This is a genomic window from Mycobacterium sp., from assembly GCF_965277065.1.
Lineage (GTDB): Bacteria > Actinomycetota > Actinomycetes > Mycobacteriales > Mycobacteriaceae > Mycobacterium.
On the sequence record NZ_CBDIBT010000019.1, the window covers coordinates 778,729 to 799,727 of the forward strand.

Consider the following 20,999-nt stretch of genomic DNA (forward strand, 5'->3'; position numbering starts at 1 on the left):
GCCATGCCGGTACGTCTGGTGCTCGTCGATGACCACGAAATGGTCATCGAGGGCCTCAAAGCGATGCTGACCTCCTTCAAGGACCGAGTCCAGGTGGTCGGCCAGGCTGTGGGCGTCGAGCGCGCCGTCGAGGTCGTCGATGAGCTGCAGCCCGACGTCGTGCTGTGCGATGTGCGCATGCAGGGCTCCAGCGGCCTGGACCTGTGCAAGATGCTGCGCGAGCGGGAGGCCGACCGCACCGTCGTGATGCTGTCGGTCTACGACGACGAGCAATACCTCTTTCAGGCACTGCGGGTGGGGGCCAGCGGCTATCTACTGAAAAGCATCAACAGCGACGAGCTGGTGCGTCAGCTGGAAATGGCGCATCGCGGCGAAACCGTCATCGACCCAGGGATGGCGGCGCGCGCGGCCGACACCGCGGCCCGGATGCAGCGGGACGAGTTCTGGCCGGGCGCTCGGCAAGGGCTGACCCAGCGCGAGAGCGAGATTCTCTCCTGCATGGTCAACGGGCTGTCCAACCGCGGGATCGCCAACAAACTGGTCATCGGCGAAGAGACGGTCAAGAGCCACCTGCGGTCGATCTACCGCAAGCTCGGCGTCAACGACCGCACCGGCGCGGTGGCAACCGCTCTGCGCGAAGGGATCTACCATTGACCGCGTCGCCCCGCGGGCCGAACGCCGTTCGCGATCTGGTTGACACCGATCGTGAATTGGCGTTGCTGCGCGAACTCATTCAGGCCGCGTCGAGCGGACCCGGGGTGGAGCCGCTGGCCGCCGCCGCGGCGCGGATGATCACCGCGGCCACCGGGGCCGACGTGTGTTTCGTGCATGTGCTCGACGACAGCGACCGGTCGCTGACCCTGGCCGGAGCGACGCCGCCGTTCGACGCCTCAGTCGGAAAAATACGGCTGCCGTTGGGATCCGGCATTTCCGGCTGGGTGGCCCGGCACCGCGAACCCGTCGTCATCACCGACGACAAAGAGGCCGACCCCCGTTACCTACCGATCCAGTCCCTGCGTGGACGCGACTTCACCTCGATGGTGTCGATGCCGATGGAAACCGATCCCGGCGGTCTGGTCGGCGTGCTCAACGTGCACACGGTCGCCCGGCGCGAATTCACCGACGGCGACGTCGAGCTGCTGCGGGTCATCGGCCGTCTCATTGCCGGGGCCATGCACCAAGCCCGGTTGCACCGACAGTTGGTGGCCAGGGAGCGGGCACACGAGCTGTTCGTCGAGCAGGTGATCGAGGCCCAGGAGATCGAACGCCGCCGGGTCGCCGGCGATATCCACGACGGCATCTCGCAGCGCCTGATCACGTTGTCCTACCGGCTCGACGCCGCCGCGCGGGCGCTCGGCAGCGACCCCGCCGAAGCCTCGAACCAACTCGCCGAAGCCCGCACCATGGTCGGCCTGACGTTGGACGAAGCCCGGGTGGCGATCAGCGGCCTACGGCCGCCGGTGCTCGACGACCTGGGTCTGGCCGGCGGGCTGGCCAGCCTCGCCCGGTCCATACCGCACCTGGACGCCGAACTCGACCTGGCCGATGTCCGGCTGCCCGAACACATCGAGATCGCCTTGTACCGGATCGCCCAAGAAGGCCTGCAGAACATCGTCAAGCACGCGAACGCCTCGGTGGCGCGGCTGAGGTTCGCCGTCGACTCAGACGACATCGCGCGACTCGAAATCGCGGACAATGGAATAGGTTTCGACACTTTCGAGAATCCACTCGGCAGCGACGAGATGGGCGGCTACGGAGTGCTGTCCATGGCCGAACGTGCCGAGTTGGTCGGCGGCAGGCTGAACATTCGATCCCGGCCCGGCTCCGGGACGACGGTCACCGCGACGATTCCGGTGCCGTCGCCGATCGACTAACAGCTCGAGCAGTCGCGCTCAGAAGTCGCCCGCGCTGTGCCGCAATGTCTCGATGGACGACACCAGTGCCTGCGACTCACGCGCGGAGATCCCGATGTCGGCGAACACCTGCTCGTTGAGGGTGACCGTGGCGTCCTCGACGGTCGAGCGGCCCAGATCGGTGATCTGCACCAGCGTGGTTCGCCCGTCGGTCGGATGCGGGACCCGTTGCACCAGTTTGTTGGCCTCGAGTCGGCGGATGGCGTGGGTGACGCTGGTGACGTGCACCTGCAACCGGTCGGAGGCCTTGGTGATCGGCAACGCGCCGCTGCGGCTGAACGCGAGTAGGCGCAACAGCTCGAACCGGGAGAAACTCAAATCGTAAGGCCGCAAAGCATTTTCAACGCGGGCCAACAGGATCTGGTGGGCCCGCATCACCGACGTCACCGCCACCATGCCCTCGGCGACGCCGCCCCAGCCGGCGCGTTCCCAATTCGCGCGCGCGACGGCGATCGGGTCGCGATTGTCGGGATGAGAAGCGGCCACGCCCCTTTTCTTACCAGCAACCGGCCGTCAGCAGCCCTAGGCGAGCGACTTTTCCACCGCGGACAGCACCGCGAGCGTCGACGGTGATTCGCCGACGGTGATCCGCGCACCGCCGTCGGGGTAGCAACGGACCTGCAGCCCGACCTCGGCGAACACCTCCCGCCAGGGCCGCCGCGACTTCGGCAGGTAGACGAAGTTAGCGTGCGAATCCATGCTGTACACACCCATCGCCATCAGCCGCAGCCGCAGATGGTTGCGCTCGGTGACGATCCGGCGAATGCGTTGAGCAAGTTGCTTTTCGGCGTCGTAGGAGGTGGCAACGGCAGCCACGCTGACGTTGCTCATGCCGAACGGCAACTGCATGGTCGACAGCTTCGCGGCCAATTCGGGTGCGGCGAATCCATAGCCGATCCGCAATCCGGCAAGTCCGTACGCTTTGGAGAAAGTACGCAGCACAACAACATTCGGGTAACGACGGACCAGAGCAGGCCCGTCGATCCGGTACCGGGCCGCGACGAACTCGATGTATGCCTCGTCGAGCAGCACGATGGTGTCCGAGGGAATCTGGTTCAAGAACCACTCGACGGAGAACAGCGGCTCCAACGTTCCAGTGGGATTGTGCGGGCGACACAACACGACCACTTTCGCGTCCGCGGCGGCGTCGGCCATTGCCAACAGGTCCTGATAGCCGTACTGGTCGAGCGGAATGGTGACCGGTGTCAGCCGGGCCATCTCCGCGAAGATCGGATAGCCGTCGAATGTCGGTGTGCTCAGCACGATTCGGTCGCCGGCTTGGGTGACCGCGTGCAGGACCTGCATCGCCACCCCGGAGGCCCCCGCTCCGAGCACCACCTGGTCGTCGTGCAACCCGACCCGGTCCGCAATCATCCGTCGCAACTGGCCGGGCAGGAATTCCGGGTAGCGGTTCGCCGCGTCGAGGCAATGCACCAGTGCCGATCGCACTGCGGGCAGTGGCGGGAAAGGGCTTTCGTTGAGCGACAACGCGAACGAGTCGATCCCCCGCGGGAGTGAGGCGACGACTTCGGCTGCCACCGAAGTACCCAACGCCGGCTCGGCCATCAGTTGCGACCCCCCCAGCGCACCGCCGCGGCGCCGGCGAAGTCTCCGGCGTGCGCGAACGCGGCCATCATGATCATCTCGCCGGTCTCGAGCTGCCCGGTCGAGATGGCGCGATCCAGGTTGACCGGGATGCCGGCACCGAACAGGTTGCCGCACTCGTCAAAGGTGTCGCAGTGGCGTTCCTCGGGCACCTCGAGCGCCTCCCGCCAATTGCGCAGGAACACCCGGTTGGGCTGATTGGTGACGAGGAGGTCGATGTCTTTGGGCTTGAGCCCGATTCGGTCGCACACCGCGTATGCCACCTCGGGGACCTGACGGTTCCCGCGGGCCAGCACCTTGGCGATCTTGGTCTCGGTGAACCCGATGGACCCCTCGCCGGGACCCGGCTCCCAGTACTTGCGGGGCGGATCCATCGCAATCGTCATGTCGCCGGCGTACTCGCCGTAGGTGCGGCATTCGATGTCGAGAATCGGTGACTGGTCCGACAGGGTCACCAGGCCCACCGCCGCGCCGTCGCCGGGAACCGCTGACTGCGCCTTGCGGCGTACTCCTGGTTGGTTGAAGACCTGCCCGGCCGTATTCTGTGCGATCGCGATCAGCGCGGTGTGCCCTTCACCGGATGCGAGCAGCCGACGGGCCACGTTGAGCGACAGGACGAATGCCGCGCATCCGCCGTTGTGCAGATCGAGCACCCAGTTCGGACGCATACCGAGCCGATGCGCCATTCCCCCGCCGGCGCCATAGAACGGCACGTCCGGCAACTGCGTGTGGGTGATCAAAATGTCGATGTTTTCGATGACATCGCGACCGTGCCGCTCGATCAGTCCCTGCGCCGCACGCTCGACCATGTCGATCGCGGTCTCGTCCGGTCCGACGTGATGACGAAACGAGGGCGCGCGGAACATGAGACTGTCGCGTAATTCGTCCGATCCGGCGAACTCGGCGTAGTAGTCCGCGCCGATCGGCTCGCCGGGCAGATAACTGGCGACGTCGATGAGGCTGACGTCAGGATGGTTCGTCATTTCATCCACCTCGGGGTGACCGGCAGGCCGTGGCGGTGGCGGTATTCGGCGATGCTCTTGAGGTTGTTCAACTCAAGGGCATGACCCGGACCGAACAGGTCCCAGAAGTCGCCCACCCAACCGGTGCGTTCCGCCGGGGCGGTCTCGGGATAGGGGTTGCTCTCGTAGAACGGATGACGGCAATTCGTCCATAGCACAACAGAACCCGGTTTGCCGAGCACCACCTGCGCGTCGAGGACCCGCATCACGTAGATCATCCACAGGTGCTTGCCCTGGTCCCAGGCGCAGTGGTAGTCGATGGTGCGGGCTTGGGAGTTGGCGAAGGTACGGGTGTAGATCGTGGTGTCCGGCAGCAACCTGTCGTAGGCCGCCCACAGTCCCGGCTCGTCGGTCGGGGTGAAGTCACGCAGGGTGTAGGTCCACTCCTCCAGGCTGCGGGTGTCCGAAAGATATTCGTACAGTTCGTCCGGTGGGCAGTCGACGTAGTCGTTGACCGTGCAGTACTTCCCGAACACGTCCTCGTGCGGATACGCCGAACGTAACTGCGTGAAAAAGGTGGCGGCGGTGTCCTCGAGCGGCGTGGTCTCGATCCGGACCACGCCGGGAATCGGCTCGGTGGTGCCGGTGTGGGTGGCGATGTCGTCAAGCGCTGGCAGCGACATGGGCGTGATCCTCCTGTGCGAGTGAAACATGGTGATGAGTTGGGCGTTTGGTTACCGGCTCTCCGAGAAAGGGAGCAAAGGGCGGGATCTCGTCAGCGGCACATTCCACGCTGACCACCGACGGGCCGTCGGTGTCGAGCGAGGCACGCACTGCCGCAGCCAATCCCGCGCTATCGCTGACGTCGGTTGACACCAGCTTGGGGAACATCGCGGCCAGGCCGGCACCGAGATGACTGGGCGAGAACCGGTTGTAGCTGTATGAGTCGTCGTAGTAGAGCTGCTCGCGCGTCACACACATGGCGTGCGCGTTATTGTTGAGCAGCACAAACGTCACCGGAAGCCGGTAGTGCACTGCGGTGTGCACCTCCATGCCGTGCATGAAGAACGCGCCGTCCCCGGCGATCACCACCACTCGGCGGTTCGGGCCGTGAGCTTTCCTGCGGGCGAACGCCATTCCGATTCCGGCTCCGAAGCTGTAGCCCATGCCGCCCATGCCCAGGGCGACCGCGAACCGGCCGCGACGGCGCACCGGGAGGTAGTGAACGGCTGCCGCGCCGGTGTTTCCGGCGTCCACCACGATGTCGACACCGGCCGGCAGCACGTCATCCAGCTCGTTCATCGCGTCGCGGTAGCGGACTCCGGGACCTTCGAAGGGCGGCGGGGTGAGTTCGGTGTGGGTGATCCGGTCGGGCACCCGAAGCCCGGCGGGCCGGCCCGCGCCGACCAGGGCGTCGGTCAACATCCGCAGCGACGTCCGTAGATCGTCGGTGTAAACGTGGGTGCAGGCGAGGTACGGCGGCATCGACCCGATGGACATCGTCGGCGCCGCGGCCAGCGCCTCGTCGAGACCGGCCCGCGCCGTCACCGCTAGCCGGGTGCCCACCACCAGGCACAGCCCGCTTTCGCGGACGGCCTGGGCCACACCCGGGTGGCCCATCACACCGGTCACTCCCAGTGCCGACGACGCTCCGAAGCCGGGCGTGCCCGCGACGTCCTTCGCGTCCGGCACGCACGCAACGCGCGCACGGAGCACCCCTCGAAGCTCCGCGAGCTCGGCGCGCGCGTCGTCGCGGGCAACCTGCTCGCCGGCGATGATCGTGACCGGTCCGATGACTCGACGCAGCGCACGCACGATCGGGTGCAGATCGCCGACCGACCGGTGCCGGCCGGTGTCCAGCGAGCAGGCCCGGTTGATGACGGTCTGCTGAATGTCTTTGGGCAGCAGCAACACTGCCGGACCACCGGTGTGCGCCACGGCAATTGCGGCAGGCAGCACGGAGACGATGTCCGCGGCGTTGGACACTCGTTTGCAATACACCGATGTCTGGGAGAACAACGCCTCGGCGTTGATCGAGCCGTTACGTCCGCTGGTGTCCTGAAAGCTACCCCGGCCATCCATCGTCGTTGCCGGCTGACCGACCAGCGCCAACACCGGGATCCGGCTGGCGAACGATTCACCAAGGGCTGGAACGAGATTCAGCGCTCCCCCACCGGAGGTCGCGGCGACCACTCCCAGGCCGGCGCCGCTGCGGCTGTATCCGTCGGCCATCGTCGCGGCCGAGAACTCGTGCTTGGCCAGCACGGCCGTGATGTCCGGCCGGAAATAGGCTGCATCGTAGAGATCCTCGATGTTGGCACCGTCGACGCCGAAGATGTATTCGACTCCGGTTTCCGCAAGGTGTCCGACGATGTGGTCGACCACCCGGTGCTTTCTTGACATATCAGGGACACGATGTACATCACTCTTCGGTTCAACCCATCTGCCGGTGAACCGGCTGGCGGCGGCATACGTGTCATCGGAGTGCAGGACGTCATTGTGGTCGGAGCCGGGCCTGCCGGCTTGGCCGTCGCGCGTGAGCTCGGGCACCGCCACGCGATCTCGGCATTGGTCGTCGAGAAGGCCAGCGCGCCCGCGATCTCGTGGCGCAACCGCTACGACAATTTTCGGCTGAACACCAACGGGTTCATGTCGCACCTTCCCGGGCAGCGCATCCCGCTGCACGCCGGCCGTTGGCCGGGCAAAGACGACATGGTCTCCTACTTCGACAGCTATGTGCGGCGGCAGAACATCACGCTCGCACTGGGCTGCGAGGTGAACCGGATCGACCGCGTGGACGGATGCTGGCGGGCCGAGACGTCGACGGGCAACGTGCACGCGCCCGCCATAGTGCTGGCCACCGGCCGCTACCGCACGCCCGCCATCCCGCCGTGGCCCGGCCTCGACCGATTCACCGGCGAACTGGTGCACTCGGTGGACTTTCGCAACGCGTGGCCGTTCCGCGGCCGCGACGTGCTGGTGGTCGGTGCCGGCAATTCGGCCGCCGACATCGCGGTGCAGCTGGCCGGGGATGGCGCCCGCAAGGTCTGGCTGGCGGTGCGCACCCCGCCGCACCTGGTTTGCCGCGCCATCGGACCGATACCGTCCGACGTCTTCCTCGAGCTGTTCGCTCGCGTGCCCGCGCGGATGGTCGACCCGGTCATCGCGCGGCTCAATCGGCTACTGCTGGGCGACCTTTCGCCCTACGGCTTCGGTCGGCCACCGCTCGGGCTCAAGGCCACGGTGGAAACCCGCGGTCGAATTCCCACCCTCGCCGACGAGTTGGTCAGCGTCGTGCGAGCCGGCCGGATCGACGTGGTCGCCGCCGTTACCGCGCTCGAGGCGCACCGAGTGATCCTGGCCGACGACACCGCGATCGCACCCGACGCGATCATCGTGGCCACCGGCTTCGAACCTGACCTCGACGGTCTGGTCGGTCATCTCGGCGTTCTCGACGATCACGGCAATCCCCGCGGCGGCTTCGCCTCGGACCTGGGTGACGGGATGTTCGCGATCGGTCACGGCATCCCGCCCAACGGCCCACTGCGGGCGATCCGGCTGGCGGCGACGCCGTTGGCCGCCCGGATCGCGGACCACCTGGTGGCCATGACGAAGGGGAATCAATGGCATTACTCACCGCAAAGCGATTCTTCTACCGCGGTGTAGACGGATACGAGTCAGCCCGTCGCGACACGGTGTGGAACGGCATTTTGCCGCAACGCTTTCCCGATGTCATCGTGCAAGCCTGCGACGCCGACGACGTCGTCGCTGCGATCCGCTATGCGCGCGCGCAGGGCTACCGGGTCGGCATTCGCTCCGGCGGACACAGCTGGGCAGCAAGTCATTTGCGTGACGGCGGCATGCTGCTCGACGTCAGCCGGCTCGACCACTGCCGCATCGACACCGACGCGATGAGCGCCCACGTCGGTCCGGGCGTGGTCGCCAGCACCTTTGCCACCCACCTCGACGCCCAAGGCCTGTTCTTCCCGTCGGGCCACTGCGAAGGCATCCGCCTCGGCGGGTATCTGCTGCAGGGCGGGTACGGGTGGAACAGCAAAGTGGTCGGGCCGGCCTGCGAGAGTGTGCTCGGGTTGGAGGTCGTCACCGCCGAGGGCGACAAGATCTACTGCGACCCCGACCATCATCCCGACCTGTATTGGGCGGCCCGCGGCAGCGGACCCGGATTCTTCGGCGTAGTCACGTCTTTCACGTTGCGACTGCATCCGCGACCGGCCGTGCTGGGCACCTGCTTGTACATATATCCGATCGAGGTCGTCGACGAGGTGTTCAACTGGGGCCGGTCGATCAGCGGCGACGTCGACGACCGGGTCGAACTGCAGATCCTCACGTCGCGCAATGCACCGGAAGTCGGACCCGACGTGGCGACCATCGCGATCGCATCGCCGGTGTTCGCCGACTCCGACGACGAGGCCGCGAAAGCCCTTGCGATCCTTGGCACCTGCCCGGTCATCGACCGGGCGATCGCCAACCTTCCTTTCATGCCGACGACATTGGCGAACTGGTATGCGGCGGTGATGATGAAATACCCTCAGGGGCAACGCTATAGCGTCGACAACATGTTCACCTCGGCTCCGGCAGAAGACTTGCTGCCGGGCATCCGCACCATCATCGACACCTTGCCGCCACACCCATCGCATTTTGTCTTCGCCGGCTGGAAGCCGTCGGCGGACCGCGCCGAGATGGTCTACGGGGTGGAAGACGAGATCTACTTCGGGCTCTACACCGCCTGGGACGATTCGGCCGACGACGAACGGTACGGCGACTGGGCCCGGTCCAACATGGCCGCGATGTCGCATCTGGCCACCGGTATCTCGCTGGCCGACGAGAACCTAGCCCGGCGGCCGGCCACGTTCATCGCCGAGTCGAACATGGCCCGCCTGGACCGGGTCCGGGCCGCCTACGACCCGGATGGGATGTTCCACAGCTGGATGGAAAGCCGCTAGCGCTTCAGAGAGAGCGTTGCAGCAGCACGTCGCCGTTATCGGCGGATACCACCTGCACCTGGGCGATCTGGTCGACCGGTGTCGACGTGCTGCCGCCCAGCTTCGCCGTGTGCCCCGGGTCGGCGACCCAGGTGGCCAGCTGAGTGTGGCTGCCGTCGCGACCCACCACGACCATCGCGAGCCGGTCGTGGTGAGCGTTCACCGGAGCCAGGCAGACGCAGTTGAGGTCGATGTAGGTGCCCCAGTGCTGGCTGCTGAGCGACACCGTGGAGGCCAGTGCGTGCGTGCCGACCTGATCCATCGTCAGCGCCGACACGGTCGCCTGTGGAGGCGATGACGTCGGGTGAAGACCTGATACGCCGAGGAACAGGCCGACCGACAGCAGCACGGCTGCAGCAGCCCCCGTCGACCAGGTCACCATCTGGCTGCGGCGCCGGCGGCGGCGAACCTCGGTCATCAACGACGGCAGCAGATTCGGCGACGGCTCGGGCGCCGCGGCGTGGCCGTCGGCATCCATCGTGGTGACGGTGTCGCGGTCGAGTTTGGACAGCAGCGCCGGTATGCCGCTGAGTTCGTTGACGGACTGGCTGCAACTCGGGCAGACGCTCAGGTGCGCCTCGAACTCGCGGCGATCGGCGGGCGACAACGATCCGAGGATGTAGGCCGCATCCCAGGTTGCGTAGTCGTGGCTGTCACCGGTGGGCACGTCGCGGTCACCGGTCGGGCCGAAACCCCCGAGAACGCTCATCGTGTCTCTCCAGCAGCTGTCATACACAGGTATTCGGGGCCGACAGCCCCCCGGACGGTCCCGCCTATTGTCATTCGGGTCCTCATCGCGTCACTCCCATTTCCTGCAGAGTGAGTCGAAGAGCCCGTACCGCATAGTGTAACCGCGACTTGACGGTACCTTCTGCGATGTCCAGGTCAGCGGCTATTTGTGCGGTGCTCCAACCGCGGTAGTAGGACCGCTCGACAACGGCTCGATGGTCAACCGACATCTGCGCCATCGCGTCCGCGATCAGCAGCCGGTCCAGCGCCGAATCGACCTCGTCCGGAGTGGAGCGTTCCGGCACCCCCGAGTCGTCCAGTGAGCCAACGATGTTGCGGAACTTCGGGCTCCGTCGTTCGTCGATGATCAAGTTGCGCGCGACGGTGAAAAGCCATGCGCGCGAAGAGCGTTCGGTGTCACCGATCACCTCGGGATGCTGCCAGGCCCGCAGCAGCGTCTCCTGGACGACGTCCTCGGCACGGCTCGCGTCGCTGGTCAGCCGAAGTGCATAGCGCCACAACGGTCCGGCGTGCTCGTCGTAGAGCGCCTTCATCAACGCGGCCTCGTTACCACTGGCACCGGTGAGTCGACTCACTCGATCACCTCCTGACATGTGATACGAGTTGCGCCCCTTTCCAGTTCATCCGGGGAATACAGCATCATCATCATCGCGCTCAGTCCGGGATCCAGTTGCCGTGGAAGCCGTGTGGCACGCGGCGTGGCATCCGGATCCGGGCCACGGGTTCGGCCGCGAAGTCCGAGGCGTCGATGATCACCAGGTCACTGCTGTCGGTGTCGGCGTCGTAGACGTACGTCAGGTACCAACCGGAGAGTTCGTCGGGCCGCCCGGCCGCGGGTGCGAACACCGCCTCACTGGGCGCCCCCGCCGATCCAGGCCGACCCCGACCGAACCGATGCTCGATTGCGGTGTCGCCCTGCAGGTCGTAGCGGACCAGCGCCCCGCTGCCGACCGCAACGGAGTAGCGCGCGGCGGCGCCGGCCAGCCGATCGTCGACGCGCGGGAATTCCACGCCGCGGTCGTCGAGCTGACGCTCCTCGACCAGTCCGGTGTCCAGGTCGATCGTCCAGCGCCACAGGGCCGCGTCGCTGCCGAAGTCACTGTTTCGGCGCCACATTTCGTCGTACCGGAGCACCTCGAGAACGATGTCGTTCCCGCCGGCTGACGCGTTGTCGTAGGCGTTGGCGATGTGGAAGACGAAGCACGGATCGATGTTGAACCAACGCAACTGACCGTAGGGGTCGTCGCGGCGCAGCACGCCGAGCCGGGCCTGGTACCGGTCGTCCCAGCGGTACGGCAAGTCCCGCTGATAGGGACGCGTGAGCGCGATTCCCAGGTTGAACAACAGCGGAAGATCCAGGAAGACAACGTATTGCGCAGTCAACGCGAAGTCGTGCATCAACGTCAGCGCGGGCACCTCGATGGGCCGGCTGACAGTCAGCCGACCGTCGGCATCGGCACGGTGATAGTTGACATGAGGTTCAAAGATGTTGCCGCACCCGAAGAAATGCAGTTCACCGGTGCTGGGGCAGATCTTCGGATGTGCCGTCATCGAGTCCGTCAGCGTGCCGCCGAAGTCGTAGACGCCCAAGGTCTTCAGGTCGTTGCTGATCTCGTAGGGCAGCGAGAACTCCATCAAGGCCAAGGTCTTTCCGGCATGCCGGACGACGTGGGTGTTGGCGATGCTGGAGTGCAGATTTCGGCTGCCGTCATCGTTGTACGGCGGGAAGGGGTCGTCAAAGCTCTCGGTACGCACCCAGCGATTGCGGTACCAGGCGGCTCGACCGTTCTCCAATCGGACGCCGTGGACCATGCCGTCGCCGACACACCAATGACCTTCTCCCGAACGGGGATTGGGGCCATTACGCAGGTACCAGCCGTTCAATTCGGCTGGAATACTTCCCTCGACCGCCAGATCGAATTCGGTCAGCTCGTCGTACACCGGTGCGTAGTTTCCGTTGCGAAAGACCGGGAAGACCGTCTCCGCTTCCACGGTCGGCGCGGCCAACAGCTGCACGCTGTCCGACGCTGCGGCCAGTCGCTGGTCGGCCTTCGCCATCAGCGACGGCAGCAGGTCGGGGCACGGCGGCACCGATGCGTCGTCGCCGGCCAACGAGAGCAGCGGCGCGACGACGGCCAGCTCGGCGACCGCCTCCCGACACGACGCGCAACCGGCCAAGTGCTGTTCGTATTCAGCACGGTCGCGGTCTGAAAGTGCGCCCAGCACGTACGCGGCGTCCCACGTCTCGTACTCGTGGGCTCCCGGCGGCATGCTCCCGTTCCTGTCGTCCGTCATTGCGTCACACCCATCTCCACCAGTGCCTGGCGAAGTCCTTGCAGCGCATAGTGCAACCTCGACTTCACTGTGCCCTCGGCGATGCCGAGATCGGCGGCGATCTGCGCCGTGGTCCAGCCGTGGTAGTAGGACCGGCTCACCACCTTCCGATGATCTTCGGACAGCTGTGCCAGCGCGTCGCCGATCAGTGCCCGGTTCAGCGCCCCACTCGCCTCGTCGGGGCCTGCCTGTTCTGGCAGGCCTTGGCGGTCCGACGGGATGACCTCGTGGCGGAATGTCGCGCTGCGCCGGTCGTCGATGACCATGTTTCTGGCAACCGTGAAAAGCCACGCACGCGGGGACTGACCGTTGCGCAGGACGTGCGGGTGCTGCCACGCCCGCAGCAAAGTTTCTTGCACGACATCCTCGGCATGGGCATGATCACCGGTCAACCGCCAGGCGTAGCGCCACAAAGCAGCGGCATGCTGATCGCACAGCCGCTCCAAAGCGTTGGCATCACCGCCGGTGTCCGGTGTGTCCATCACCAGCCTCTCGGTGATGACACGGTGTGGGTGCCCGTTTGGTTCACCTCCGCCCGAGACGACGTCAGCCGAGGGTCAGAATGCGGGGCCCGTGTTCGGTGGCAGCCACGGTGTGCTCCCAATGTGCGGCGCGCGAGCCGTCGGTGGTGGTGACGGTCCACTCATCGTCGAGGATCACGGTCCTGCGCGTTCCCAGGGTCAGCATCGGCTCGATCGCCAGCACCGATCCGACGGCCAGCAGCGGCCCGCGTCCGGGGGCGCCTTCGTTGGGCAGAAACGGGTCCATGTGCATCTGCCTGCCGATTCCGTGCCCGCCATAGCCCTCGACGATGCCGAATTGCCGTCCGCAGCGGGCCGCGGCCACGTGTGTGGCGGTTTCGATGGCGTGCGAGACGTCGGTCAGGCGGTTACCGGGGATCATCGCGGCGATCCCGGCTTCCATGGATTCCTTGGTGGCCTGCGAGAGAAGTTCGTCGGCTGGGATGAGGGCGCCGACACCGAAGGTGATCGCGGCGTCGCCGTGCCAGCCGTCCAGAATTGCGCCGCAGTCGACGGAAACCAGATCACCGGCGGCGAGTTCGTCGGCAGCCGAGGGGATGCCGTGCACGACGCGATCGTTGACCGATGAGCAGATCGAAGCCGGGTAGCCGTGATAGCCGAGAAACGACGGTATGGCCCCGGCGTCGCGAATCACCGACTCGGCGATCTGGTCGAGGTCGCGCGTCGTCGCTCCGGGAACCGCGGCTTCACGCGCCGCCGACAACGCCGCAGCGACCACGGCGCCGGCTGCGGCCATCGCGTCGAGTTCAGCGGCGCTGCGTTGCGGCACCACCTTGCGACTGCGCAGGCCGGCCAGGCCGATCACCGTTAACGCCCGAGAGCTTGGAGCGCGCGAGCGAATACCTCGTCGACCGTGCCGACGGCCTCCACGGTCTTCAGCTCGTGGCTGTAGTACTCGATCAGCGGCGCGGTCTCGTCGCGGTAGACGTTCATCCGGTTGCGGATGACCTCGTCGGTGTCATCGGCGCGTCCGCGCGACTTGAGCCGCTCGAACAACGCGTCTTCGGGCACCCGGAGCTCCAACACCGTGTCGAGTTGGATCCCGCGGCGTTCGAGCATGTCGTGCAGCGCCTTGGCCTGCGCCACCGAACGCGGGTAGCCGTCCAGGATGAAGCCGGCGTCGGCGTCGGGGTTGCTCAGCCGGTCGTCGACGAGTTCGTTGGTCAGTTCGGACGGCACCAGATCTCCGGCGTCCAGGTAACTCTTGGCTTTGAGCCCTAATTCGGTGCCGTTGCGGATGTTTTCGCGGAACAGGTCCCCGGTGGACAGATGCGGCAACTCGAGCTTCTCGGCCAGCTTGACGGCTTGCGTGCCCTTACCGGCTCCGGGCGGCCCGAGCAACACGACTCTCACTTGAGGAACCCTTCGTAGTTGCGTTGCATGAGCTGACTTTCGATCTGCTTCACCGTATCCAGCGCGACACCGATGGCGATCAGCACCGCAGTACCACCGAACGGCAGGTTCTGGACCGACCCGCTGTTACCGATCTGAAGGAACAGGTTCGGCAGCACCGCGATGACACCTAGATAGATCGAACCAGGCAAAGTGATCCGGCTCAACACGTAGCGCAGGTAATCGGCGGTCGGCTTGCCCGGGCGGATACCGGGAATGAACCCACCGAACTTCTTCATCTCGTCGGCACGCTCGTCAGGGTTGAACGTGATCGAGACGTAGAAGTACGTGAAGAAGATGATCAGGCTGAAGTAGACGCCGATGTAGACCGGGCTACCCGGGTTCGACAAGTAATTGCTGACGAACTTGTCCCACCAGCTGTTGCCGAGTCCGCCGCTGCCGCTACGGATCAGCTGAGTGATCAGGTGCGGAATGTAGATCAGCGACGACGCGAAAATCACCGGGATAACACCGGCCTGGTTGACCTTCAGCGGCAGGTACGTCGACGTGCCCCCGTACATCCGCCGGCCCACCATGCGCTTGGCGTACTGCACCGGAATACGGCGCTGGCCCTGCTCGACGAACACCACGCCGACGACGATGATCAGCGCGGCCACACAGACGGTGGCCAGCACGACGCCGCCGCGGCTGTCCAGGATGCTCTTGCCTTCGCCGGGTATTCGGGCGGCGATACCGGCGAAGATCAGCAACGACATGCCGTTGCCGATGCCGCGCTCGGTAACCAGCTCGCCCATCCACATCACCAGCGCCGCGCCGGCCGTCATCACCAGCACGATGACGATCAGGGTGAAGATGCTCTGGTTGGCGATGATCTCCAGGCTGCAGCCCTGCAACAGCCCGCCGTTCGCGGCCAGCGCCACGATGCTGGTGGCCTGCAGCACGGCGAGCGCGATCGCCAGGTAGCGCGTGTACTGGGTCATCTTGGCCTGGCCGGACTGGCCTTCTTTACGCAGTTCCTCGAAGCGAGGGATGACCACGGTGAGCAGCTGCACGATGATGCTCGCGGTGATGTAGGGCATCACGCCGACCGCGAACACGGTCAACTGCAGGAGCGCCCCACCGGAGAACAAGTTGATCAGAGAGTAGATCTGCGCGGAGTCTCCGCCGCTGATCTGCGCGAGACACTTTTGCACGTTGGGATAGTTGACGCCGGGAGACGGCACCGTCGCGCCCAGCCGGTACAGCACCACGATGCCCAGCGTGACCAAAATTTTGCGTCTGAGGTCGGCTGTTCGCAGCGATGAGATGAAAGCCGAAAGCACTCTTCCTCCTGCGCAGCCGAGTTCTGGTCGCGGCATGCCTATTGGCTGGCGTATCCAGCACTGACCTGTCCTGCATGGTCTTGCGTCGCGCGCCGAGCACATGCAGGCAGAACGTGTCCGGGCGCGCGTCAGACAGTCTACGAGACTAACAGCGCATGACTCGCCCGCCCGCAAGTAGGTGGTATGCGGCGGCTGTCCGCCGACGCCCGTGCTCGCAGCGCGCACACAGCAAAAAGGCGTAAGGTTTCACTGGCTCTTTACCTTGGCTAAATATCAAAAGGCTACAGCTGAGTGTGGACACAGAAGGGTGATCATGACGCGCAGCGATACCGACAGTTGGGATCTTGCCTCCAGTGTGGGCGCCACCGCGACGATGGTCGCGGCGGCCCGGGCGCTGGCCACCGAGGACACCGACCCCATCATCAATGATCCGTTCGCCGGCCCGCTGGTCCGGGCGGTGGGCATCGACTTCTTCACCCGCGTGGTCGACGGGGCCATCGAACCCGGTGACGCCGGTGTCGATGGCACGGCTGAACTGCAGACCGAAACCGACTCACTGGCGGTCCGGACGCGGTTCTTCGACGAGTTCTTCACGGATGCGGCCGCGGCAGGCATCGAACAGTCGGTGATCCTGGCCGCCGGCCTGGACTCGCGGGCCTACCGGCTGACCTGGCCGGCCGGCAGCATCGTCTACGAGGTCGACCAACCCCAGGTCGTCGCATTCAAGACCGAGACCATGGCGTCGTTGGGTGCCGAGCCGACGGCGCAGCGCCGAACGGTCAGCATCGATCTGCGCGAGGACTGGCCGGCCGCATTGCGGATGAGCGGTTTCGACGACACCAAACCGTCGGCGTGGAGCGCCGAGGGGCTGTTGATGTATCTGCCGCCAGAAGCCCAGGACCGACTTTTCGACCACATCACCGCGCTCAGCGCGCCGGGCAGCCGGATCGCCACCGAGTACCACCCCGACAACGGTTCGACGATGGCCGAGCGCGGCAAGGCGATGAGTGACCGGTGGGCGAACATCGGCTGCGACGTCGACTTGTCCGGCTTGTTCTACGAGGGCGACCGCAACAATGTCGCCGACTATCTCAACGAACGCGGCTGGGACGTGTTCGCCCGCAACCGCCGGGACCTGTTCGGCGAATACGGCCGCGTCTACCCGGAGCACGACGACAAGCTCGCGGCATTCCGGAACATCGTGTCCGTCATCGCAACCCGCCGATAGGAGGCTCCGGATGACCGCAAGCGACATTGGACGACACGACGGGGACAGCTGGGATCTGGCGTCCAGCGTGGGCGCCACCGCCACGGCGGTGGCCGCTCGGCGCGCAATGGCATCCAGAGGACCTGACCCGCTGATCGACGATCCGTTCGCCGAGCCGTTGGTCAACGCGGTCGGCGTCGAGGCCTTCATCAAGATGATGAACGGCGAGATCGAGCTGGCCGACGAGGATCCTGCCTTCACGCCGCGGCGGCTGGCCGAGGGTATGGCGGTCCGGACGCGATTCTTCGACACCTTCTTCACCGAGGCCGCCGCCGCGGGCGTGCGCCAAGCGGTCATTCTGGCCGCCGGACTCGACACCCGCGCCTACCGGCTGCCATGGCCGGCGGGCACCACCGTCTACGAGGTCGACCAGCCGCAGGTCATCGAATTCAAGACCCGCACCCTGGCCGACCTCGGTGCGAACCCAACCGCGGACCGCAAAACGGTGGCCGTCGACCTGCGTGACGACTGGGTGGGCGCGTTGCGCGACAACGGGTTCAACTCCGAGCGGCCGACGGCGTGGATCGCCGAAGGGCTGCTGGGCTACCTGCCCCCGGACGCGCAGGACCGGCTGTTCGACACCATCACCACGGTCAGCTTCAGCGGCAGCCGAATCGGCACCGGATACGTACCGGACATGCACGATCGAATCGCCAAGCGCGGCAAGCAGATCAGCGAGCGCTGGCGCCGGCTCGGGCTCAACCTGAACTGGTCCGAGCTGGTGTACGACGGCGAGCGTAACGACGCCGTGCAGTACCTGACCGAGCGCGGTTGGCAAACAGCTGTGCACACCACGCCAGAGTTGTACGCCGCCAACGGTTTCGAGTTTCCGGACGCCAACTCGCTGGAGGGTTTGGGCGACATCCGCTACGTCTCGGCCGAGCTACCGTAGCGACGCCAGCTCGAGGAACCGGTGATAGCGCTCCTGCACCGGCTGCAGCCACGCTGGGCTGGGCTCAAGCATGCGCTCGGTGGCGGCCCAGCGGGCGGCATCGGTGAACGCCGATTCCCGGCCAACTGCCATCCGGCCCAGGAAAGCCGCGCCCAGCGCCGCGCCCTCGGCCACCCCGGACAGGTGCAGCCGTCGGCCGGTGGCATCGGCGATGGCCTGCATCCACGGCTGCACGCGGGTGCCGCCACCGGCGACCACAATCCGCGACACGTCCGCCCCGCTGAGGTCGATCAGTTGGCGCACAACGAATCCCGACGCCTCGTATGCGGCCCGTCGCAACGCGGCCGCATCGTGGCTGAGATCCACGCCGTCGAGCACGCCGCGCCGGTCGGGGTCGTGCAACGGTGTGCGCTCGCCGCGCAGATAGGGCGACCACACCGGCACCCGTCGCGGGTCGGCCGCGGCGGGGTCGCCCGGCCTCAGCACCCGATCGACCCAGCCGAGGAACAGGCCGCCGGCGTTGCTCGCCCCGCCGATCTGGCTCTTTCCGGTCATGGTCGGAATCGTCCACAAACCCGGCACCTGCCGGGCCTCGGGAATGGTCACCCACACGATCAACGTGGTGCCGCACAGCACGAGCACGTCGCCGTCCTGATCGGCGCCGGAGACCATCTGCTCACACACCGCGTCGATCGCCCCGACCGCCAGCACCGCGCTGCCCACCTGGCCGGCGGCCGCGCCCGGCGCCGCCACCTGCGGCATCTGATCACCCGTCGCGCCACGATCCGCGCAGGCTGCCGCATCCCAGCCGACGCCGTCGAACAACGGCGATGCCGTGAACGCGGTGGGAACGTCGACCACCGCGGTGCCGGCCAGCGCATGGTTGGCCACCGCAGGGGCCGGCCAGTACCCCGCCGCATCCGGTGCGTGCGCGGCAGTCCAGCGCAGGAACTCGGCGGCCTCGCCCACCGGGAACGGCCCGTCGGTATCAGCATCAGCCACCCGACCGCGGCTGTCGCCGTACAGCAGCCCTGGTGTGATTGGCCGGCCGGCGGCGTCGACGGCGGTCAGCGACGGGACCATCGCCGTCACCGCGACCGCCAGCGCATCGGGTCGGGCCAACTGCTCGAGCGCCGTCAACGGGCCCAGCCGCCACGCCTCGTCGGCGTTGTGCTCCAAGCGATCCGGCGCCGGCACCCGCAGCTCGTGCGGAATGCGCGTCCGCGCGACCACCCGGCCGTCCTCGTCGGCCGCCACCGCTTTGACCGCGGTGCTGCCGATGTCGATGCCGATTGTGACCGCTTTGCGTGACACGCGGGTCACCGTACGCCAGCATGGGCAACCATGACCCGTGCTTTGGTGACGGCACCGCTGCGTGGCGACGGATTCGAGAAACTGCGCCGGTTAGCCGACATGGTCTACGACCCGTGGATCGACCAAAGCCCGTTGCGGATCTACAGCGCCGAACAGCTGGCCGAGCGAATCTCCGCAGTGGGCGCGGATATCGTTGTGGTGGAAAGCGATTCGGTCAGCGGACCGGTTCTCGATCTGGGCCTGCGAGCGATCGCGTCCACCCGCGGCGATCCCAACAACGTCGACGTCGCGGGCGCGACCGCGGCCGGTATCCCGGTGCTGAACACCCCGGGCCGCAACGCCGACGCGGTCGCCGAGATGACGCTGGCGCTGCTGTTCGCCGCCACCCGGCAGGTGCTTGGCGCCGATGCAGACGTCCGCGCCGGAGAAGTGTTCCGCGACGGAACCATCCCGTATCAGCGCTTCCGCGCCTGGGAGCTGGCCGGGCGGACGATCGGGCTGATCGGCCTCGGCGCTGTCGGACACGCGATCCGGTGGCGAGTGAGCGGGCTCGGCATGCGGGTCATCGCCTACGACCCGTACAACGACGAGGCCCAGCACAGCCTCGACGAGCTGCTGGCCGAGTCCGACATCGTCTCCCTGCATGCGCCGGTGACCGCCGACACCGCCGGGATGATCGGCGCCGAACAGTTCGCGGCCATGCGCGACGACGTCGTCTTCCTCAACAGCGCCCGGGCCCAGCTCCACGACACCGACGCACTGGTCGACGCGCTGCGCAGCGGCAAGGTCGCCGCCGCCGGGCTGGACCACTTCGTCGGGGAATGGCTGCCGACCGACCACCCGCTGATCGCGATGCCCAATGTGGTGCTCACGCCGCATATCGGCGGCGCGACGTGGAACACTGAGGCCCGGCAGGCGCAGATGGTGGCCGACGACCTGGAGGCGCTGTTGTCCGGCGGGACGCCTGCCCACATCGTCAATCCGGAGGTGCTAGGACCGTGACGTTCGTAGCCGACACCGAGAACGCGGTCCTGGCGGCGGCCAAGGACATGCTGCGCCGCGGGCTGGTCGAGGGCACCGCCGGCAACATCTCGGCCCGCCGCGAAGACGGCAACCTGGTGATCACCCCGTCCTCGGTCGACTACGCCGACATGACACTGGGCGACCTGGTGGTGGTCGACCCGGACGGCGCGGTGGTGCACGCCGCCGACGGCCGATCGCCCTCGACGGAGATGAAGCTGCACCTGGCCTGCTACCAGGCGTTCGACGACATCGCCAGCGTCATCCACAGTCACCCGGTGTGGGCCACCATGTTCGCGATCGCCCACCAGCCGATCCCGGCCTGTATCGACGAGTTCGCGGTCTACTGCGGCGGCGACATCCGCTGCAGCGACTACGCCGCATCGGGCACACCCGAGCTGGGCAGCAACGCGGTGAAAGCGCTGGAAGGCCGCGCTGCCGCGCTGATCGCCAACCACGGCCTGGTGGCGGTCGGCCCCCGGCCGGACAAGGTCCTGCACGTTACCGCGCTGGTGGAACGGACCGCCCAGATCGTTTGGGGCGCAGGAGCTCTCGGTGGGTCCGTTCCGATCCCCGAAGACATCAACACCAATTTCGCCGGCGTCTACAGGTACCTGCGCGCCAACCCGCTGTAGTCGCGCGAGCACGGCCGTGAACCAGGCGACGCAACACGCCGTAATTGCGTCGCGGCGTTCACGTTCGAGCTCAACGGTGCCTGTCTA

The 20,999-nt window shown here is 66.6% G+C and carries 21 protein-coding genes; 8 read left to right on the top strand and 13 right to left on the bottom strand.

The genetic code is table 11. From position 1 onward, the window contains the following. Positions 1-3: 3 nt before the first annotated feature. Both ACQY5A_RS20945 and ACQY5A_RS20950 read left to right on the top strand, forming a co-directional pair. Complete coding sequence (locus ACQY5A_RS20945; RefSeq protein ID WP_428342220.1) at positions 4-654, top strand: response regulator; 651 nt, start codon at positions 4-6, stop codon at positions 652-654. Beyond that, a complete protein-coding gene (locus ACQY5A_RS20950) occupies positions 651-1,874 on the top strand; it encodes a GAF domain-containing protein (RefSeq protein WP_428342221.1) in 1,224 nt (407 codons plus the stop codon). The genes ACQY5A_RS20945 and ACQY5A_RS20950 overlap by 4 nt, the downstream gene beginning before the upstream one ends. An 18-nt stretch (positions 1,875-1,892) precedes the next feature. Here ACQY5A_RS20950 and ACQY5A_RS20955 read toward each other — a convergent pair whose 3' ends face one another. Genes ACQY5A_RS20955 through ACQY5A_RS20975 form a run of 5 tightly spaced genes read right to left on the bottom strand, consistent with a single transcriptional unit; the run spans position 1,893 to position 6,883 of the window. After that, a complete protein-coding gene (locus tag ACQY5A_RS20955; RefSeq protein ID WP_428342222.1) occupies positions 1,893-2,399 on the bottom strand; it encodes a MarR family transcriptional regulator in 507 nt (168 codons plus the stop codon). Between the two features lie 36 nt (positions 2,400-2,435). Then, positions 2,436-3,479 (bottom strand): aminotransferase class I/II-fold pyridoxal phosphate-dependent enzyme, encoded by a 1,044-nt coding sequence (locus ACQY5A_RS20960; RefSeq protein WP_428342223.1) that lies wholly within the window; start codon positions 3,477-3,479, stop codon positions 2,436-2,438. Next, positions 3,479-4,501, bottom strand: coding sequence for a 3-oxoacyl-ACP synthase III family protein (locus tag ACQY5A_RS20965; RefSeq protein WP_428342224.1), 1,023 nt, complete (start codon positions 4,499-4,501; stop codon positions 3,479-3,481). The genes ACQY5A_RS20960 and ACQY5A_RS20965 overlap by 1 nt, the downstream gene beginning before the upstream one ends. Then, the gene (locus tag ACQY5A_RS20970; RefSeq protein WP_428342225.1) at positions 4,498-5,163 is read right to left on the bottom strand and encodes an SRPBCC family protein; all 666 of its coding nucleotides are present in this window, start codon (positions 5,161-5,163) and stop codon (positions 4,498-4,500) included. Before ACQY5A_RS20970 ends, ACQY5A_RS20965 begins: the two co-directional genes overlap by 4 nt. Further along, positions 5,144-6,883, bottom strand: a complete 1,740-nt coding sequence (locus ACQY5A_RS20975; protein WP_428342226.1) for a thiamine pyrophosphate-binding protein — start codon at positions 6,881-6,883, stop codon at positions 5,144-5,146. The genes ACQY5A_RS20970 and ACQY5A_RS20975 overlap by 20 nt, the downstream gene beginning before the upstream one ends. Before the next feature lie 12 nt (positions 6,884-6,895). On the opposite strand from ACQY5A_RS20975, the gene ACQY5A_RS20980 reads away from it, so the two are divergent. Further along, the gene (locus tag ACQY5A_RS20980) at positions 6,896-8,146 is read left to right on the top strand and encodes a flavin-containing monooxygenase (protein WP_428342227.1); all 1,251 of its coding nucleotides are present in this window, start codon (positions 6,896-6,898) and stop codon (positions 8,144-8,146) included. Further along, positions 8,104-9,444 carry an FAD-binding oxidoreductase gene (locus ACQY5A_RS20985; protein ID WP_428342228.1) on the top strand — a complete coding sequence of 447 codons (1,341 nt, stop codon included), beginning with the start codon at positions 8,104-8,106 and terminating at the stop codon, positions 9,442-9,444. The genes ACQY5A_RS20980 and ACQY5A_RS20985 overlap by 43 nt, the downstream gene beginning before the upstream one ends. Before the next feature lie 4 nt (positions 9,445-9,448). Here ACQY5A_RS20985 and ACQY5A_RS20990 read toward each other — a convergent pair whose 3' ends face one another. From ACQY5A_RS20990 to secY, 7 genes are all read right to left on the bottom strand, one after another. After that, entirely contained in the window at positions 9,449-10,192 is a 744-nt protein-coding gene (locus tag ACQY5A_RS20990) for an anti-sigma factor family protein (protein ID WP_428342229.1), read from the bottom strand. A gap of 82 nt (positions 10,193-10,274) precedes the next feature. Beyond that, complete coding sequence (locus tag ACQY5A_RS20995) at positions 10,275-10,826, bottom strand: sigma-70 family RNA polymerase sigma factor (protein ID WP_428342230.1); 552 nt, start codon at positions 10,824-10,826, stop codon at positions 10,275-10,277. A 61-nt stretch (positions 10,827-10,887) separates the two neighbouring features. Next, positions 10,888-12,528, bottom strand: coding sequence for a carotenoid oxygenase family protein (locus tag ACQY5A_RS21000; RefSeq protein ID WP_428342231.1), 1,641 nt, complete (start codon positions 12,526-12,528; stop codon positions 10,888-10,890). After that, complete coding sequence (locus tag ACQY5A_RS21005; RefSeq protein ID WP_428342232.1) at positions 12,525-13,049, bottom strand: sigma-70 family RNA polymerase sigma factor; 525 nt, start codon at positions 13,047-13,049, stop codon at positions 12,525-12,527. Before ACQY5A_RS21005 ends, ACQY5A_RS21000 begins: the two co-directional genes overlap by 4 nt. A gap of 64 nt (positions 13,050-13,113) precedes the next feature. Continuing rightward, positions 13,114-13,914, bottom strand: coding sequence for a type I methionyl aminopeptidase (gene map, locus ACQY5A_RS21010; protein WP_428342233.1), 801 nt, complete (start codon positions 13,912-13,914; stop codon positions 13,114-13,116). Positions 13,915-13,916: 2 nt separating this feature from the next. After that, the gene (locus ACQY5A_RS21015) at positions 13,917-14,462 is read right to left on the bottom strand and encodes an adenylate kinase (protein WP_428342234.1); all 546 of its coding nucleotides are present in this window, start codon (positions 14,460-14,462) and stop codon (positions 13,917-13,919) included. Next, a complete protein-coding gene (secY, locus tag ACQY5A_RS21020; RefSeq protein WP_428342235.1) occupies positions 14,459-15,784 on the bottom strand; it encodes a preprotein translocase subunit SecY in 1,326 nt (441 codons plus the stop codon). Before secY ends, ACQY5A_RS21015 begins: the two co-directional genes overlap by 4 nt. A 313-nt stretch (positions 15,785-16,097) precedes the next feature. On the opposite strand from secY, the gene ACQY5A_RS21025 reads away from it, so the two are divergent. Together ACQY5A_RS21025 and ACQY5A_RS21030 are read left to right on the top strand one after the other, a co-directional pair. Beyond that, positions 16,098-17,012 carry a class I SAM-dependent methyltransferase gene (locus tag ACQY5A_RS21025; RefSeq protein WP_428342236.1) on the top strand — a complete coding sequence of 305 codons (915 nt, stop codon included), beginning with the start codon at positions 16,098-16,100 and terminating at the stop codon, positions 17,010-17,012. Between the two features lie 25 nt (positions 17,013-17,037). Further along, positions 17,038-17,943 carry a class I SAM-dependent methyltransferase gene (locus ACQY5A_RS21030; protein WP_428343269.1) on the top strand — a complete coding sequence of 302 codons (906 nt, stop codon included), beginning with the start codon at positions 17,038-17,040 and terminating at the stop codon, positions 17,941-17,943. On the opposite strand, the gene ACQY5A_RS21035 is transcribed toward ACQY5A_RS21030, so the two are convergent. Further along, on the bottom strand, positions 17,935-19,257 hold the full coding sequence (locus tag ACQY5A_RS21035; RefSeq protein WP_428342237.1) for a xylulokinase: 1,323 nt from the start codon (positions 19,255-19,257) through the stop codon (positions 17,935-17,937). The two genes, ACQY5A_RS21030 and ACQY5A_RS21035, sit on opposite strands and share 9 nt — an antisense overlap. A gap of 30 nt (positions 19,258-19,287) precedes the next feature. Here ACQY5A_RS21035 and ACQY5A_RS21040 point away from each other — a divergent pair, with 30 nt between their 5' ends. After that, the gene (locus ACQY5A_RS21040; RefSeq protein ID WP_428342238.1) at positions 19,288-20,259 is read left to right on the top strand and encodes an NAD(P)-dependent oxidoreductase; all 972 of its coding nucleotides are present in this window, start codon (positions 19,288-19,290) and stop codon (positions 20,257-20,259) included. Then, positions 20,256-20,912, top strand: a complete 657-nt coding sequence (locus ACQY5A_RS21045) for an L-fuculose-phosphate aldolase (RefSeq protein WP_428342239.1) — start codon at positions 20,256-20,258, stop codon at positions 20,910-20,912. Before ACQY5A_RS21040 ends, ACQY5A_RS21045 begins: the two co-directional genes overlap by 4 nt. Positions 20,913-20,999: the final 87 nt, after the last annotated feature.